Annotated in this window: 17 protein-coding genes and 1 tRNA gene; 15 read left to right on the top strand and 3 right to left on the bottom strand. The window is 38.8% G+C overall.

The features are described 5' to 3' along the window. Nucleotides 1-200: 200 nt before the first annotated feature. Nucleotides 201-950 carry a hypothetical protein gene (locus ACXITR_RS12030; RefSeq protein WP_457997462.1) on the bottom strand — a complete coding sequence of 250 codons (750 nt, stop codon included), beginning with the start codon at nucleotides 948-950 and terminating at the stop codon, nucleotides 201-203. A gap of 172 nt (nucleotides 951-1,122) precedes the next feature. Between ACXITR_RS12030 and fabD the strand changes: the two genes are divergently transcribed. From fabD to ACXITR_RS12055, 5 genes are all read left to right on the top strand, one after another. Then, on the top strand, nucleotides 1,123-1,986 hold the full coding sequence (fabD, locus tag ACXITR_RS12035) for an ACP S-malonyltransferase (protein WP_457997463.1): 864 nt from the start codon (nucleotides 1,123-1,125) through the stop codon (nucleotides 1,984-1,986). 175 nt (nucleotides 1,987-2,161) lie between these two features. After that, nucleotides 2,162-3,115: a circadian clock protein KaiA gene (locus tag ACXITR_RS12040; protein WP_457997464.1), complete on the top strand. Its 954-nt coding sequence runs from the start codon at nucleotides 2,162-2,164 to the stop codon at nucleotides 3,113-3,115. A gap of 40 nt (nucleotides 3,116-3,155) precedes the next feature. Then, nucleotides 3,156-3,461: a circadian clock protein KaiB gene (gene kaiB, locus ACXITR_RS12045; protein ID WP_069790679.1), complete on the top strand. Its 306-nt coding sequence runs from the start codon at nucleotides 3,156-3,158 to the stop codon at nucleotides 3,459-3,461. A 72-nt stretch (nucleotides 3,462-3,533) separates the two neighbouring features. Beyond that, the gene (gene kaiC, locus ACXITR_RS12050) at nucleotides 3,534-5,093 is read left to right on the top strand and encodes a circadian clock protein KaiC (protein ID WP_457997465.1); all 1,560 of its coding nucleotides are present in this window, start codon (nucleotides 3,534-3,536) and stop codon (nucleotides 5,091-5,093) included. Nucleotides 5,094-5,217: 124 nt separating this feature from the next. After that, nucleotides 5,218-6,969, top strand: coding sequence for a R3H domain-containing nucleic acid-binding protein (locus tag ACXITR_RS12055; protein ID WP_457997466.1), 1,752 nt, complete (start codon nucleotides 5,218-5,220; stop codon nucleotides 6,967-6,969). A 68-nt stretch (nucleotides 6,970-7,037) separates the two neighbouring features. Here the strand turns inward: ACXITR_RS12055 and ACXITR_RS12060 are convergent, their stop codons facing one another. Next, a complete protein-coding gene (locus ACXITR_RS12060) occupies nucleotides 7,038-7,808 on the bottom strand; it encodes a PspA/IM30 family protein (RefSeq protein ID WP_457997467.1) in 771 nt (256 codons plus the stop codon). Between the two features lie 252 nt (nucleotides 7,809-8,060). Here ACXITR_RS12060 and ACXITR_RS12065 point away from each other — a divergent pair, with 252 nt between their 5' ends. Beyond that, nucleotides 8,061-9,578, top strand: a complete 1,518-nt coding sequence (locus tag ACXITR_RS12065) for a protein kinase domain-containing protein (protein WP_457997468.1) — start codon at nucleotides 8,061-8,063, stop codon at nucleotides 9,576-9,578. A gap of 8 nt (nucleotides 9,579-9,586) precedes the next feature. Beyond that, nucleotides 9,587-10,381 carry an aminotransferase class IV gene (locus ACXITR_RS12070; protein WP_457997469.1) on the top strand — a complete coding sequence of 265 codons (795 nt, stop codon included), beginning with the start codon at nucleotides 9,587-9,589 and terminating at the stop codon, nucleotides 10,379-10,381. Between the two features lie 35 nt (nucleotides 10,382-10,416). Here ACXITR_RS12070 and ACXITR_RS12075 read toward each other — a convergent pair whose 3' ends face one another. After that, nucleotides 10,417-10,827: a hypothetical protein gene (locus tag ACXITR_RS12075; protein WP_457997470.1), complete on the bottom strand. Its 411-nt coding sequence runs from the start codon at nucleotides 10,825-10,827 to the stop codon at nucleotides 10,417-10,419. A 321-nt stretch (nucleotides 10,828-11,148) separates the two neighbouring features. Here ACXITR_RS12075 and ACXITR_RS12080 point away from each other — a divergent pair. The 8 genes from ACXITR_RS12080 (at nucleotide 11,149) to ACXITR_RS12115 (ending at nucleotide 16,494) form a co-directional block, all read left to right on the top strand. Then, nucleotides 11,149-11,220: transfer RNA gene (locus ACXITR_RS12080), tRNA-Gln, on the top strand. Nucleotides 11,221-11,270: 50 nt separating this feature from the next. Next, on the top strand, nucleotides 11,271-12,926 hold the full coding sequence (locus tag ACXITR_RS12085; protein ID WP_457997471.1) for a pseudouridine synthase: 1,656 nt from the start codon (nucleotides 11,271-11,273) through the stop codon (nucleotides 12,924-12,926). Nucleotides 12,927-12,983: 57 nt separating this feature from the next. Next, nucleotides 12,984-13,736: an alpha/beta fold hydrolase gene (locus tag ACXITR_RS12090; RefSeq protein ID WP_457997472.1), complete on the top strand. Its 753-nt coding sequence runs from the start codon at nucleotides 12,984-12,986 to the stop codon at nucleotides 13,734-13,736. 564 nt (nucleotides 13,737-14,300) lie between these two features. Further along, the gene (locus ACXITR_RS12095; RefSeq protein WP_457997473.1) at nucleotides 14,301-14,525 is read left to right on the top strand and encodes a hypothetical protein; all 225 of its coding nucleotides are present in this window, start codon (nucleotides 14,301-14,303) and stop codon (nucleotides 14,523-14,525) included. Nucleotides 14,526-14,654: 129 nt separating this feature from the next. Beyond that, complete coding sequence (locus ACXITR_RS12100; protein WP_457997474.1) at nucleotides 14,655-14,879, top strand: CP12 domain-containing protein; 225 nt, start codon at nucleotides 14,655-14,657, stop codon at nucleotides 14,877-14,879. A gap of 79 nt (nucleotides 14,880-14,958) precedes the next feature. Next, on the top strand, nucleotides 14,959-15,552 hold the full coding sequence (locus tag ACXITR_RS12105; protein WP_457997475.1) for a DUF3177 family protein: 594 nt from the start codon (nucleotides 14,959-14,961) through the stop codon (nucleotides 15,550-15,552). Nucleotides 15,553-15,564: 12 nt separating this feature from the next. Continuing rightward, nucleotides 15,565-15,852, top strand: a complete 288-nt coding sequence (locus ACXITR_RS12110; RefSeq protein ID WP_457997476.1) for a DUF7734 family protein — start codon at nucleotides 15,565-15,567, stop codon at nucleotides 15,850-15,852. A 9-nt stretch (nucleotides 15,853-15,861) separates the two neighbouring features. Continuing rightward, on the top strand, nucleotides 15,862-16,494 hold the full coding sequence (locus ACXITR_RS12115) for a HEAT repeat domain-containing protein (protein WP_457997477.1): 633 nt from the start codon (nucleotides 15,862-15,864) through the stop codon (nucleotides 16,492-16,494). Nucleotides 16,495-16,543: the final 49 nt, after the last annotated feature.

Consider the following 16,543-nt stretch of genomic DNA (forward strand, 5'->3'; position numbering starts at 1 on the left):
AGCAGTTAAACTCTCTTGGCATGGATTCAAGATATGTAGGAGAAGAGGCAGAAAAAATAGGTTTTGACTTTTTATCTTCTGTGGGTAATACCCCCGCTACCCTCAATCAGATAAATAATGTTATTAACAGTTTACCTGTTTGATATGCCTAGGTAACTGCTAATTTGTCACTTTGGGGGTTGAATATTGTTCAATCCCTATTAATTATTAAAAAGACTCTCTTGGTACGAAATAGCTTGATGTAAAAACTTTTCATTAACTAAAACTCGAAAAGTATTTAAATTTTCTTGCCAAGAATTAATTTTTGTTGTGAGCATTTTCAATCTATCTTCTGTACCTTGAATAGCATCAAATTTATAGGTAAAGTTTCCTGCAAAAAGAATGGCTGGGGTTACTATATTATTTGATTGCTGAAGTCTTGCTGGGTTAATATTTACAGCTAAACTACATCCCTGTAAATTATAAAAGAGATTTAATGCTGATTGGGGTTCTACACCTTCAAATTCTGACCAATTACCGGATTTTAAAAATTCTTTATTAATAAGTTTTTTTCCCGCATTCTCCTCTCCAGAAAAAGGTACGATAATTTTGGGACAAATACTTAAGCCTTGGTACTGAGCATTGGACAATTTTTCAATGTATTTAATGGCGACGTTGGCAACATTTAAGTCTTTCATATCCTTATTACCCAAACCCTCAATAAAGTTAATTATTCCAGGTTGAGCAACAATCTTTAAACCATTTTGATATATTATCTGAGTACCACTGGGGCTAATAATGGGCGTTTGGGTTACTTCCCAGTCAGAGGGAATCACACCTCCCATCTGCAAAAATTCAGCACTTACCATCGTGGGATTAAAATTTTTGATGGGGATTCCGAGAGTTAATTCTTCAATGTGTTGAAGCATTGTCACTGATAAGGGATTATTAAATTGACCTTGTATATTCATATAATTTAATGATTATTTTTTCACTTCTTGACTATCTTAAGGTTAGCTATAAAAAATACTTTTTAACGGTCTTGAAGATTTTTTTTAAGATAAGTATATTATAATAGTTTTCACACCTCCCTAGGATGAACTATAATGTCTCAGCGATACTGTTATAAAAAATGTATATAAAATGACAAAAATCGCATGGGTATTTCCCGGGCAAGGCTCACAGGCTCAGGGCATGGGTTTATCTTTACAGGATACAGAAATAGGGAAACAAAAGTTTACGGAAGCTCAAAAAATTCTTGGCTGGTCAGTGTTAGAAGTGTGTGAAGCAGGGGATGAAAGGCTTTCTCAAACTATTTATACTCAGCCTTGTTTATATACGGTGGAGTGTATTTTGGTTGATTTGCAAAAACAAGAGGGTAAACAACCTGACTTAGTGGCCGGCCATAGTTTAGGAGAATATGTGGCTCTCTATGCCGCAGGGGTGTATGATTTTGCGGAAGGATTAAAGTTGGTAAAACGTCGGGCTGAGTTGATGAGTACCGCAGAGGGAGGGAAGATGGTAGCATTGATGAAGTTCGATCGTGATATATTAGAAAGTGCGATCGCCTCTAGCCATGATGTGGTCATTGCCAACGATAATAGTGAAGGACAGGTAGTAATTTCTGGTAAACCCCAAGCCATTGACGAGGTTTTGGACAAAGTACAGGCAAAAAAAGCCGTTGAGTTAAACGTTTCGGGAGCATTTCATTCCCCTTTCATGGCACAAGCCGCCACGGAATTTACCAAAGTATTAGATACCATCACTTTCAAGGATGCCACCACCCCCATTATGTCCAATGTGGATCCAATTCCTAGTACATCTGCATCACAAATAAAACAAAGATTAATTGAGCAAATGACGGGGGGAGTGCGCTGGCGGGAAATAATGTTAAATTTTCCTAACCATGGAATCACCGAAGTAGTAGAAGTAGGACCAGGAAAAGTTCTCTCAGGATTAATTAAACGTACCAACAAGGAACTTCATCTAAGTAATATCTCAGGATAAATTTCTGTTCTCGATATTTTACCCCCCGATAAATTGGGGGGATTACCACCATTAGACTAAATACCACCCCAAAATCAAATTAATCTATTCCCAAATTGATTATTAATCATTAATCAGGCTAGTATATTATAGGTAGGATATTATAACTATCAGTCAGCTTACCCCATAAAACCCCTTGTCCTCTCGACTATATATCTGTATTTTTGCCCCAGATTCTGCCGTTAGTGAGTCCATCGTTGCATGGCTCAAAGATGAAGGTGCCACGGAATCGGGCGATCGCCATTACCTCCACATCATAGAATCAGACACCGAATTTCAACACTTTGTAATCGAAAATAAAGAACAAATAGATTGCTTAGTAATAATTTACAACAACCTTAGTCAAAAAATTATCATCAACCTTTACGAAGAAGGTCTGATTTTACCCGCCGTCATCATCGAATCTCCCGAATATCCCATCATAGAAGAAGGAGAATATCAAACCGACCTAACCCAAGAAATTCCCTCTAAACAGAATCAATCTATCATTTACCATGTCGGGGAAATAAAAATTAAACCCCAACAAATCAAACAGATTACTAACCATGTAGATAAAGCCATTACCCAATTTCTTTATCTTGCCCCTAGTTGCACCATCACAGAAAAAGAAACCACTCCCCCCCCAAAAAGCGAAGAAAGACAAAACTTTTTACTACTACAACAAAGAAGATTAGCCTCAAAACTAAAAGAAAGACTAGGATATTTAGGAGTATATTACAATAGAAATTCAGACTACTTTTATCGTAATTTATCCTCCCAAGAACGCCAAGAATATCTTCAGCAACTCGCAGCACAATATCGGGAAATTATCATCCTCTATTTTGGAGAAGAAAACGAAGTAAATCAACTCATAGACCAGTTTGTTAATCAATGTTTTTTTGCAGATTTATCCGTCTCACAAATCCTAGAAATTCATATGGAATTAATGGATGAATTTGCCCAACAATTGAAGCTAGAAGGACGTAATGAAGAAATACTTTTAGATTATCGTTTAGCCCTAATTGATATAATTGCACACCTTTGCGAAATGTATCGGCGTTCAATTCCTAGGGAAGATATACCCTTTGAAGTATTGTTACCAGTTGAGTAAAATAGTAAAAATCAGTTAAAAGCTAGTCAAATATAATTATATGAGTCCCCTAAGAAAAACCTATGTCCTTAAACTATATGTAGCAGGAAACACTCCTAACTCAGTCAGAGCCTTAAAGACTTTAAAGACCATTTTAGAAGAAGAATTTAAAGGGGTATATGCCCTAAAAGTGATTGATGTACTAAAAAATCCTCAACTAGCAGAAGAAGATAAAATCCTAGCTACTCCCACCCTTTCCAAGGTATTACCACCCCCAGTACGAAAAATTATCGGCGATTTATCAGATAGAGAAAAGGTTTTAATCGGTTTAGATTTACTCTACGAAGAAATCAAAGATCGAGAATAGATAATGATTTTTGATCATCCCATAAATACTAACTTTAAATAACAATTTTTTTTAATTTACCAAATATCAACAATGTCTAAAGATTTTATTACTAAAGAAAGAAAAGAAGAATTAAGGGCAAAGGGTGTTAAAAAAAGGCGCACCATGATTGAAGGTTTTGATGAAATTAGCCATGGTGGCTTACCCATCGCCCGAACAACTTTAGTAAGTGGTACATCCGGCACAGGAAAAACTCTTTTAGCAGTTCAATTTCTTTACAACGGTATCAAACATTTTGACTGCCCCGGTTTATTTGTAACTTTTGAAGAATCCCCCAATGACATTATCCTAAATGCCTATAGTTTTGGTTGGGATTTACAAAGCCTGATTGATCAAGGAAAATTATTTATATTAGACGCTTCCCCAGATCCCGAAGGGCAAGAAGTGGTAGGAAATTTTGATTTATCAGCGCTCATTGAAAGAATCCAATATGCGGTTAATAAGTATAAAGCTAAATTGGTATCCATTGACTCTGTTACCGCTGTTTTTCAACAATATGATGCCGCTTCGGTAGTACGCAGGGAAATTTTTCGCCTCGTAGCCAGACTAAAACACCTTGAGGTTACATCCATTATGACCACGGAAAGGATCGAGGAATATGGTCCTGTGGCACGGTTTGGGGTGGAAGAATTTGTGTCTGACAACGTGGTAATTGTGCGTAATGTTTTGGAAGGAGAAAGAAGAAGGCGCACGGTGGAAATTTTGAAGTTACGGGGTACTACCCACATGAAAGGGGAATATCCTTTTACCATTACAGGGGATGGGATTAATATCTTTCCTCTGGGGGCTATGCAACTTACCCAACGCTCTTCTAATGCCCGTAGTTCTTCTGGTATTAAAACCCTTGATGAGATGTGCGGAGGTGGTTTCTTTAAAGATTCGATCATCCTTGCCACGGGGGCAACAGGTACTGGTAAAACTATGTTGGTGAGTAAGTTTTTGGAAGAGGCTTGTCGTCAAGGGGAAAAAGCGATTTTATTTGCCTATGAGGAGTCGAGGGCGCAGTTATCCCGAAATGCTTCTTCTTGGGGTATTGACTTTGAGGAGATGGAGAGCAAGGGTTTACTAAAGTTAATTTGTTCTTATCCTGAGTCCACTGGTTTGGAAGATCATTTACAGATGATCAAATCAGAGATTGCCGAGTTTAAACCTAGTCGCATTGCCATCGATTCTTTGTCGGCTTTGGCTAGGGGGGTTAGTAATAATGCTTTCCGTCAATTTGTGATTGGGGTGACGGGGTACGCTAAACAGGAGGAAATTACTGGTTTCTTTACCAATACTACGGATCAGTTTATGGGGGCGCACTCTATTACTGAATCTCATATTTCTACCATTACGGATACTATTTTAATGTTGCAGTATGTGGAAATTAGAGGGGAAATGTCGAGGGCGATTAATGTATTTAAGATGCGTGGTTCTTGGCATGATAAGGGTATTAGGGAATATAGCATCAGTAAGGATGGTCCAGAGATTAAGGGTTCTTTCCGTAATTATGAAAGGATTATCAGTGGTTCTCCTAGTCGCATTAGTGTGGATGAAAAAAGTGAGCTATCTCGGATTGTTAAGGGGGTAAGGGATAAGACGCAGGAGTAAATAAAAAGTAAAAAGTAGTTGTTAATTGTCCATGGTTCGTCGCTAATTTCCTAATAATTAAGTTTTGTTACAAAAATTTAAGCTATCATGGGGGGTGATGAGTCTTTACCGTGAAATTTAAGGAATGGAAGAAAAACTGCCCACCCACAGAATGGAGATTACTGACGATCTCGATAAACTTTTACACATTTTACCGTTAAATATCCAAAGTGCGATCGCCTCTCATCCCCAGAAAAAAAATCTCATTGAAATAGTTTTAGACTTAGGCAGAAAACCAGAAGCAAGATTTGTCGATCATACCTGCTACCTAAGCGAAGATGTAGTGACCAGGGAAGACTTAGAGCATTGTATTCCTCGGGTTGGACACTTTAGCGCCGACAACAGGGCAGGTATAGAAGGAACATTGCATCGTATCAGTGCCATTCGTAACCGCCAAGACAAAATTATTGGTTTAACTTGTCGTATTGGTAGGGCCGTATTTGGCACCATCTTAATGATTAAAGAATTGGTGGAAAGTGGGCAATCCATTCTTTTACTAGGTCGTCCGGGGGTGGGTAAAACCACCGCTTTAAGGGAAATCGCTAGGGTATTGGCCGATGAACTAGAAAAAAGGGTAGTCATTATCGACACTTCCAACGAAATTGCAGGGGATGGGGATATACCTCACCCCGCCATCGGTAGGGCTAGAAGAATGCAGGTAGCTCGTCCTGAGTTACAACATCAGGTAATGATTGAAGCGGTGGAAAACCATATGCCAGAGGTCATTATCATTGATGAGATCGGTACAGAATTAGAAGCCCTGGCCGCCCGTACCATCGCCGAGAGGGGGGTTCAACTGGTGGGCACCGCCCACGGTAATTACCTAGAAAATTTAATTAAAAACCCCACCCTTTCTGACCTAATCGGTGGTATTCAATCCGTTACCCTTGGGGATGATGAAGCCCGTCGCCGTGGTTCTCAAAAAACTGTCCTAGAAAGAAAAGCCCCTCCCACCTTCGAGATTGCTGTGGAAATGTGGGAACGTCAAAAGTGGGTAGTCCATGAAGAAGTGGCTCAGACGGTGGATAATATTTTGCGCGGTAGGCAGATTATTCCTCAGTTACGCCAAGTAGATGATGCTGGGCAAGTATCCATTACCAGAGATCCTAATTTAGCCCCCAGTAATAGTGAGATTTCCAAGGTATCTGAACCCCAGTGGGAAACCATGATGAATGCCCCCGCCAAGCCTACGGGGTTGAGGGCATCGGGTAAGATGTATCCTCTGAAAACGGAAACCCCTGCTCAGGTGGAATTTAACCAACTTCTGGACAACTCTTGGTATCAAGCCGATGAGGTGAATAAAGTTCGCACTCCTGGCCCCAATGGGGAGGATTGGCCCGTATATCTCTATCCTTACGGTGTAGGGCGATCGCAGTTAGAACAGGTCATTAACGTATTAAAAATGCCCATTTCCCTCACCAAAGACCTCGATTCTGCCGATGCAGTGTTAGCGTTGCGATCGCAAGTTAAACACCATGGGAAACTACTTCAGTTAGCAAAAAATAGTGAAGTACCCATCTATAGCATCAAATCCAACAGCATCCCCCAAATTACCAGAGCCCTGCGCAAACTGGTGAACATGGACAACCCAGACAACCCAGAATCAGCGGATTTACGCCTATTTACCAAAGCAGGTAGTGACGACGAAATAGAAGCCCTAGAAGAAGCTAGACTCGCCGTAGAGCAAATAGTTATTCCCCAAGGGCAACCCGTGGAATTATTACCCCGCAATGCCAAAGTGCGTAAAATGCAACATGAACTGATCGAACATTACCGTCTGCGCTCCGATAGTTTTGGCAATGAGCCGAATCGTCGCCTGAGAATTTACCCAGCCTAGGTGTAAAAAAGGGGGCTATACCCCCTCACATCTATGTCCGTAAACCCTTTTAATTCTGCCTATAACGTCTAAGAATTGAGCTGACGGCGTAACTCTTCCAAATCATCATCCACAGCACTGCCAGAAGCCACATGGCTATCTTGGGGTGAACCTTCAGGAAGTGCCGCCGTAGGTTCTGAACCGCCAGACATTTGTAACTTGAGAGAAGCTAACTCATCATCCACATCAGAGCCACCCTCCAGGGCTGCCCAGCGGGATTCTTCTCCTACCCCTGCCAACTCCCCTGCAGACTCGGAAACCGCTTCCATTTGTAATACCTTGTCTTCCATGCGCTCAAATGCCGCACTAGCCGAGCTAGTATTAATATTGCTAATGGTGCTTTGCAGTTGCTGATTAGCCTTAGCCGCACTGTAACGAGCCTTGAGCATATCTTTTTTGGTTTTTGCCTCAGAAATTTTACTTTCTAAAGTAACCAAATTTCTTCTTAAACCATCTACCTGAGTGCTTTGAGAATCCAATTGAGTTTTGAGACTCGTTGCCACATCCGCAAAGGATTTTTTCCGCACAAGGGCTTCCCTTGCTAAACCTTCATCCCCTTTACTGAGAGCTAATTGAGCGCGTTGTTGCCATTTATTTGCCTCAGCTTGATTTTTTTGATACTGTTGTTCTGTCCTTTTCTGAGATGCGATCGCCTGTGCCACTGCCTGACGCATTTTGATCAAGTCTTCACTCATCTCCCGAATACTTTGCTCTAAAACTTTTTCAGGATCTTCTGCCTTATCGATGAGATCGTTGACATTGGCTTTTACAACTCTTCCAAGGCGCTCAAATATTCCCATAATCTCTGTGACCTTCTACTATATTGGTGAACTTTTGAATAACTGTAATTTAATCTATCTTATCCTTAATAATATAGTAGCCTTAACTCAGCCGTACCAACAAAGTAAAAGAACATTAATATCATATAATAATTAAATGGGTTCATAACCCTTAACTGAATTTTATGGGAAAAATAAAAACCTCTCCGATTTCCACGGTAAAAGCTCCTGAGAAATCTTAAAATTCGAGAATGCAATAACGGAAAATGCCGAATGATTGTAAGCTATTGTGTAAACCCTTCCTGTTCTGAACCCGAAAATCATCCCAACCTCAGACAGTGTCAGGCTTGTGGGAGTGATTTAATCTTACATAATCGTTATCGAGCCTTAAGGAAAATTGGTAAGGGTGGCTTTGGTTCTACTTTTTTAGGTATGGATTTACGGCTACCGGGTAACCCCTACTGTGTCATTAAACAATTACGACCTAATGCTGAGGACCCCGATACTTTTAGTATGGCATTAGATTTATTTGAAAGGGAAGCAAAAACTCTTGGAAAAATAGATCATCCTCAAATTCCTCGCCTCCTTGACTATTTTGAGGATCAAAAAAAATTTTATCTCGTTCAAACCCTCGCCAAAGGTATTACCCTACAAAAAGAAGTACAAAAATATGGAGTATTGAGCGAAAATGCCACTAAGCGTTTTTTAGTGGAGATGTTGCCCATCTTAAAATACATCCACTCCATAAAAATGATTCACCGAGACATAAAACCTGCTAACATCATCCGTAGGGAACAGGATAAAAAGTTAGTTCTCATTGACTTTGGAGCCGTAAAAGACCAAGTTAACACCCAATTGGCAGCTAGTAACTATGGTCAAACAGCCTTTACTCAATTTGCTGTGGGTACCATGGGTTTTGCCCCCCCCGAACAATTAGCCATGCGTCCTGTCTATTCTAGTGATATTTATGCTTTGGGCTCCACTTGTTTATATTTACTAACGGGTAAAGCCCCCAAAGATTTATTGTGTGACGAGGTGACGGGGGAGTTATTGTGGGAGGAGGAAGTGAAGGTAAGCCCTAATTTTGCGAAGATTTTGGGCAAAATGTTGGAGGTAGATTTACGTCATCGTTATCGAAAAGTGGACGAAGTCATCAATGATTTGGATATGATGCCCTATGATATTGAGTTGCAACAGGGTTTAATTTCTAGCCCTAAAAAAGTTGAGCCTCAGCCCAAAGAAGAGCCAGAATCCCAAGAGTATGGGGATGGAGAAAATCGTTCTACCAGTGCTTCTCGCCTAGCACAGGCTATCAGAGCAAGAAAAGCTCGTCAGGGTAAATCGAAGTCTGTGTTACCCACGAAGATAACCCCCGAAACCCTCTTAAGTTCCTATGCCATGGGGCGTAATGATTTTAGTAATCAGTGTTTTAATGGTTTTAATTTGAGTGGTGCTAGTTTACCAAAGGTAAATTTTAACCATACTAAGTTTATCAAGACAAATTTAGAGGAGGCTAATTTGGAGAGTGCTAATTTTTATCATGCTGATTTTAGTCGGGCAAGGTTAGCTGGGGCGAATTTAAGGAAGGCTCATTTACTTAAAACTGAGTTGCAGTATGCGGATTTACGTAATGCTAATTTGACTAAGGCAAATTTGGAAGGGGCTAATCTTTATAAGGCTAATTTGTGCGGTGCTAATCTAACGGATGCCTCGGTGGATGATATTCAGTTGCAGGAGGCGCAGACTAATTGGGCAACGGTGTTTCCTGATGGCAAGAAACGGTTATGGTAAGTTAAATTATGTTTTTTTTTGATGGTCAGTTAATGGACGGGGATTCTATTTGTTTGCCTGTGAATGACCCCGGATTTTTATATGGAGCAACAATTTTTACTACTTTAAGGGTTTATAATCAGTCTTTGGAGCATCCTTTGACTAATTGGACGGCTCATTGCGATCGCACTTATAACAGTATTAAAACTTTTGATTGGGTGATGCCTGATTGGCAAAGAATTAAACAGGAAGCTCAATATTTAATAAATTATTATCCTGTACTAAGAGTTACTATTTTTCCTGATGGGAAGGAATTAATTTTAGGTCGAGCATTACCTCTTAATTTAGAGGAAAAACAAAAACAAGGAATCAAGGGTAAGGTAATTCTAAATACCAAAAATATCCGCCCTTTACCACTGCATAAAACAGGAAATTATTTAGCTCCTTTCTTATGTTTAAATCAAGCAAAAAAAGATGATTTTCAAGAAGCTATTTTAACAGACAAAAACAGTAATTGGTTAGAAACTAGCACAGGTAATCTGTGGGCATATGTAGATAAATGCTGGTTTACTCCCCTTTTATCCGAGGGATTATTACCCGGAATCGCTAGAAAAGTAATAATAAAAAATGCTAATTTTCCCATAAAAGAAAATATTTGGACTCCCAACTTTGTTGAACAAATAGAGGCGATCGCCCATAGTAATAGCGTCATCGAAATTATTCCTTTCCACACTATTAGTTTAAATGAAAAAACAATAAAATATGATCCTACTCATCCAGCCATTAACCAATTAAAAGATATTTTTACCAAACTAAAAAAATAAGAATTAAGGTGCGCTGAATAACCAAAATCTCCTGCCTATTTGCTATTTTCCTTTTTAACTTGATTCATTTTATAACCAACAAACTCCCGAAACTTGAGTAAATTAAAAGAATGTCCCAACTTCAGAGGCAATAAAGAAACACCCTCTAAGCTAGACTGCACCCAACCATCACCCCAACACCACTCCTGATAACCATCAATGCCCCCACTCAGAATAAAACGAATACAATTATTTTCGATACACTGCACCTCATGATTAACCTCCACCAAGCCGATGTAGGCTTTAAACTTCGCCCCCGTAGTCAATGGAGAAGATAACGTTTTATCTAACCGAAAAGGAAAAAACCACTTACTGATGTTATCAACCTCTAAAATTGACTGACGAAGAATATCTTCCCCCGCCTCAATCTCAATGCGTAATTGACTACTCTGGAAATTACCTAACATAAAACTACTAAATTAGAAAAACAAGGTCACTCCCTATGATTACATATTTTTTAGGTTACGCCTTAGCTCATACCAAATCCAATTTAGGTAATATACCTATGGGTTAACTTAAAATATAGATGATTAGTCTATCAATCTACAACTGTAAACCTTGAAAAACTGTTCCCCCTTCCCCATTCCCTATTCCCCGTCCTAATTAGTATATTATTACCAAAAAATCTGACCTTTAGGCACCCTAAAATAAAAAACCTTAAAAAAAATTAAAATTCACCTTGACAAAATATAGGTTAGATTCGCTATAATTGTTTATGTGACAAACGATGGGATGTCGCCAAGCGGTAAGGCAGCGGGTTTTGGTCTCGCCATTCCTAGGTTCGAATCCTAGCATCCCAGCTTCATAACTAAGCAAGGCTGATTTTCAGGCCTTGTTTTTTTTTGCCCCTATGATAAATAGTTTTCTTGATTCCCTCGAAAATATTATTCCTCCTGAATTATTAGATACAGAGGATAAGGTTACTTATTGGTATGAAGGATATTGTCCAAAAACTAATCAGCTTCTCCGACTACCGCGCACTACCCTAGCCGAAAAACTAGCTTATGAGTTGATGAATTATCTTAAGCAGGATAATAGTTTTAGTGAGGAGGGAAAAATGTATGGGGTATTATTATGTGAGGATAGACAGGGGCAGTTAAAGGTTATCAAGGCTTTTTCTGGGTTATGGAAGGGAAAGGATAATATATCAGGGTGGGTAAATCAAATTCCCGGACGTAAAAAGTTTGCTCTTGCGGAAAAAATGACTCTTGCGGAGTTGGATAGGATAAAGGGAGAAATTATCGAGTTAGAAAGTTTGTCTGTGAGGGAAGAATATAGTCTTCTACTGGATAAACATAATAAAGATTATCAAAAGTTACGAATAATTCATGGGGAAAGGAAAAAGAAAAGGAATGAAAGAAGAATAAGTTATCAGGATAATTTAGAGGGGGATTTATTAAAACAAGAGTTAGATAATTTAGCCCAAGAAAGTAGAAAAGATGACTGGGAGAGAAGAAACTTTAAAAAAAAGTGGCACGATAAATTATCAGCTTTTAAAAGTCAAGTAGATTTAGCCGATAAAAAAATTCAAGAGTTAAAAAAAGAAAGAAAAAATCTCTCTCGTCAATTACAAAGTCAAATGCAGGGTGCTTACTCTCTGACTAATTTTGCAGGGGAAACTTTAAGTTTATCGGAGTTGGTTAATAAATCTTTTATTCCTACGGGTACAGGAGATTGTTGCGCCCCAAAGTTACTACATTATGCAGCGGTTAATAGTCTTAAACCTTTAGCAATGGCTGAGTTTTGGTGGGGAATGTCTTCCCCCAATGGAGAAAGGGTATCAGGAAATTTTTACCCTGCTTGTGTGGAACGTTGTCAGCCTATTATGGGCTTTTTGTTGTCAGGTTTAGAAAGTAATGCGACTAAAAATAGTGAGTATAAAATTGAGATTATCTATGAGGATGATTATTTTTTAGTGGTGAATAAGCCTAGTGGTTTATTGTCTGTACCGGGGAGAGGGGGTGATAAGTTTGATAGTGTAGAATCTCGTTTAAAAATGAGAGAAAGTGGGGACATTTTTTTAAGGGCTGTTCATCGTTTGGATCAAGATACTTCTGGTATATTAGTTATGGCTAAAAGTCTTGATTGTTATAAAGATTTATCTCAACAATTTGCCACTAGAAAGGTTAACAAAGTATATGAGGCGGTGTTATGGGGCGTTATAACGGTGGATGAAGGGGAGATTGATTTGCCTTTGTGGGGAAATCCTGATATTCGTCCTCGACAGGAGGTTAACTATAGTCTGGGTAAGGAGGCTTTGACTCGGTTTCGGGTAATGGGCTGTGATGGTGTTACTACTCGGGTGGAGTTTTTTCCTGTGACGGGGCGCACCCATCAGTTACGGGTACATTCTTTGATGGGGTTAGGTTTTCCTATTAAGGGCGATCGCCTTTATGGCTTTATGGGAGATAATAAACATAGACTCCATCTCCATAACCGTGAAATTAGCTTTTATCATCCCCATGGTGGAGAGAAAGTATATTTTAAAATTCCTTGTCCTTTTTAGCAAAAATAGCCTCAATTCAAGACAAAATAATTAATTTTCCATTGCCTATTCTCCCCCATGAAATTTTTACCCTATAGAATTAGTAAAGAAAAAAAGCCCCTATTTATCTACCTGCCGGGTATGGATGGCAGTGGTAAGTTATTGGAAACCCAAAAGGATTTATACCAAAATTTTGAAGTCCGTTGTCTTGATTTTACCCACGATAGGGCATCGGATTGGCGAGGATTTTTAACGCCTTTAATATCTCTTTTGGAGAGGGAAATTAATAAAAGTAATTATTCTCAGATATATCTTTGTGGGGAATCTTTTGGGGCTTGTATGGCGTTAAAACTTTTGGAGGTGATTCCTCATCTTTTCGATAAGGTAATTTTGATTAATTCTGCTTCTAGTTTTTATCGTCGTAGTTGGTTAAATGTTGGTACTTTTATCACCTCTGTTATTCCTGAAAATATCTACCATGGAACTACATTTATTTTATTTCCTTTTTTGGTTAAAATAAGTGCGATCGCACCTAAACAACGCATAAACCTTATAAATACCCTCCAATCCATACATCCCCTCACCGTATCCAATCGCATTCAACTACTCAACCAATTCCATCTAAATCTCAGAAAAATTCGACAATTTTCCTCCCCAGTATTAATCATCGCTTCAGGGGAAGATAGTCTTTTACCCTCCGTCGAAGAAGCCCCACGATTAAAACAATTTTTCACCCAAAGCTTTATACACATTCTTCCCCATAGTGGTCATTGTTGCCTATTAGAAAAAAAGGTTAATTTACATACAATTATGTATAAATACTCATTTTAGAATTGATAAGAATAGATGTAAAGTTTTGTAAAACCTAATAGCATTGAAGGAAAAAGGTTGTTATATTATATATATGGAAGAAAAAAGTTCTTCCCTCCGTTAGACCAGACAACGATAGAAACCCATTGAAAAAGTGAGGTAACTTAACTGAATAAGATACGTTGTGTTATCAGTCTTTCGAGTTCCGAAACAGCTTTTCGTTTTCTGTTTCATTTTTCCTAAAGTGCTACAACTGAGAGCAAGGGAACTGGGTTAGTTCATTGAGGAACTGATTTTCAGTGCAACTCTATTAAATATCAACGTAGAGAAGGAAAACTATTAAAAATCAAATAGTGAAGATAAGGAGGTTAAACAAGCTGTTTACGGTTAGTTTCATTTTCAAAAGTCAACAAAAAGTAACAGTGGTTATTACTACCGCTCTGATTTCCTAAAATATACCGCCGCAGGAAGCAAGGGAACTATTGAGATATAATTGATTCAGTAGTGCAACTTTAAGCAGTATCAACAAGCATAGGAAGTGATTGAGCGAGTAAAATTCGGACCACTGTTATTTTTTTGAATATTATGATGATTAAAGTCTCAGGAAAAGTTGAATACCGAGCCATTGCGGTTGGTGCTTGGGCTTTGGTAACAAAAGGGGGTAAAACTTACGAATTATATAACCCTCCAGAAGATTTGAAGCAGGATGGTATCACCATCGAAGTAGAAGGAGTTATTCGAGATGATGTGATGAGTATTTCTATGATCGGTAAAATACTAGAGGTAGGGTCATATATCATTAAGTCTTAAACTTTTCTTTCATATACCCAGAGTAACCTTGGGAAGACAGACAGAGTTTCAAAAGTAGTTTTTTGATAACAAAGATTTAAATTCTGTTATAAGCTATAAGGGTGTAATAAAATCATAAACCATTAAACTATGAGCAATATACAAGATAAAATTCAAGAAGAATTACAACAAGCTAGGGAAGTATGTAGCACTGAAGGAGCTACTTCTGGGGATTGTGCAGCGGCTTGGGATGCAGTAGAAGAGCTACAAGCAGAGGCTTCCCACCAACAACAAGGAGAAAAGAAAAAAAATTCTTTAGAGCAATATTGTGAAGATAATCCTGATGCGGCTGAATGTCGTATCTATGACGACTAATTGGTCAATTTGTTGTTTAATAATAGCTAGGGGTGGGGTATCCCACCTCTTTTTGTGGTGAATATTAAAATTTTTTATTATGGAAGATACGTTATTACGGGCTTTAGTCTGGACTAATTACAAGTTATTTTTAGTTTTCTGTTTATTTTTTCCCCTTTGTCTATCTATTTGGGGTTTATTTTCTAATATTGCTTCTATTCAACGGTTATTATTAATTTTTTGGCGGGTGGCTAGTCTATTGGCGATCGCCATTTATTTATTTATTCCCGTGTGGCAAGTGGGTTACATAGCTTGGTTTGTGGGACATATTTTAATTGTAATTAGTCTTTGGTTTTGGGTTGACATTAACGATGAAATTCGGGATTTACCAAGAAGCCCCCTACGTTTACTGCTCACCTCATGGCGTTGGGCTACTTCTATTTATGGTATCCTAGGGGCGATCGCCTTTGCTCCTTTTTTACGATGTACATTTTCTGAAGAAGCAGCGGTGGAAAAGGTTTGTCGGGCATGGTTAGAAGCCCCATGGCATTATAAAAGCTGGTTTCATCCCAACGCTACCACAGGTTTTTTAGGCTTTTTGGGAATGTCGGGTTTAATTATTTATAGCATTTATTTACTTTATTTCCTTGCCTTCCGTTTAATCAAACAAGGTAGAATCGCCATTGAACAATAGAAACAATGAATAATGGATAATTTACTCTTGAAAATTGAAGAATATAGTAAAGAAAACCCCCAGTTTGTGGTCATAGTCAGAGCCGAGGATAATGGAGAAAACGTTGAAATTATGACCTTTAGGGGCTTTTCTAGCTGTTTAACAGGAGCCACGGAATATGACCCAGATTTACCTGTGTTGTCATCTTCTGGGCTGATTTTATCTATTGATATAGTTCAAGCTCCTTACAATCCCACAAACCCTCAATACATTGAACAAAATTTGACCCCTGCACAATTTGAAGCAAACTTTTTGTCCTAAAAATTGACCATGACAGAGACTATTCCATCCATAAATGATTTGATTGAAGCCGTAGAAAAAGCTGATTCCGCCCCCTCCTTATTTTTAGCTGTTAGTAATTTGGCTAAAGTGCGATCGCCCCTAGCCATCCCCACCCTCATCGAAGTATTAGGATTTAATAACCCCGGTGCCGCCGTAGCCGCCACAGAAGGACTAATAGCCCTAGGGGAAACCGCCGTAACCGCCCTGCTCAAAAACGTTGACGACTATAACTATGGGGCAAGGGCATGGGCTATCAGAGTCTTTGCAGGAATAGGGGACCCCCGCGCCCTAGAATTACTATTAAAAGCCGCCCGCAGTGACTTTTCCCTCAGCGTTAGGAGAGCCGCCACCAAAGGTTTAGGTACTATCATCTGGGAAAACATTCCCCCCCAAACATTAGCCCAAGCTCAACAACAAGTATTAGATACCCTCCTGATTACCGCCAAAGATGGAGAATGGGTAGTACGTTATGCCACCGTGGTTTCCCTCGCCAATCTTCATCAAGTCATTGATAATCAAGAAATGAAAAATATCATCAAAAAAACCCTAATTAATCTTCAGCATGAGGATGAAGAAATAGCCATTCAAACTCGCTCAAAATTGGCTTTGAATAAAATTTAAATAATAAATCACCCCTGAATCAATCAAGGGTGAAAAAAATAATTTTTTA

The organism is Cyanobacterium sp. (assembly GCF_054166785.1).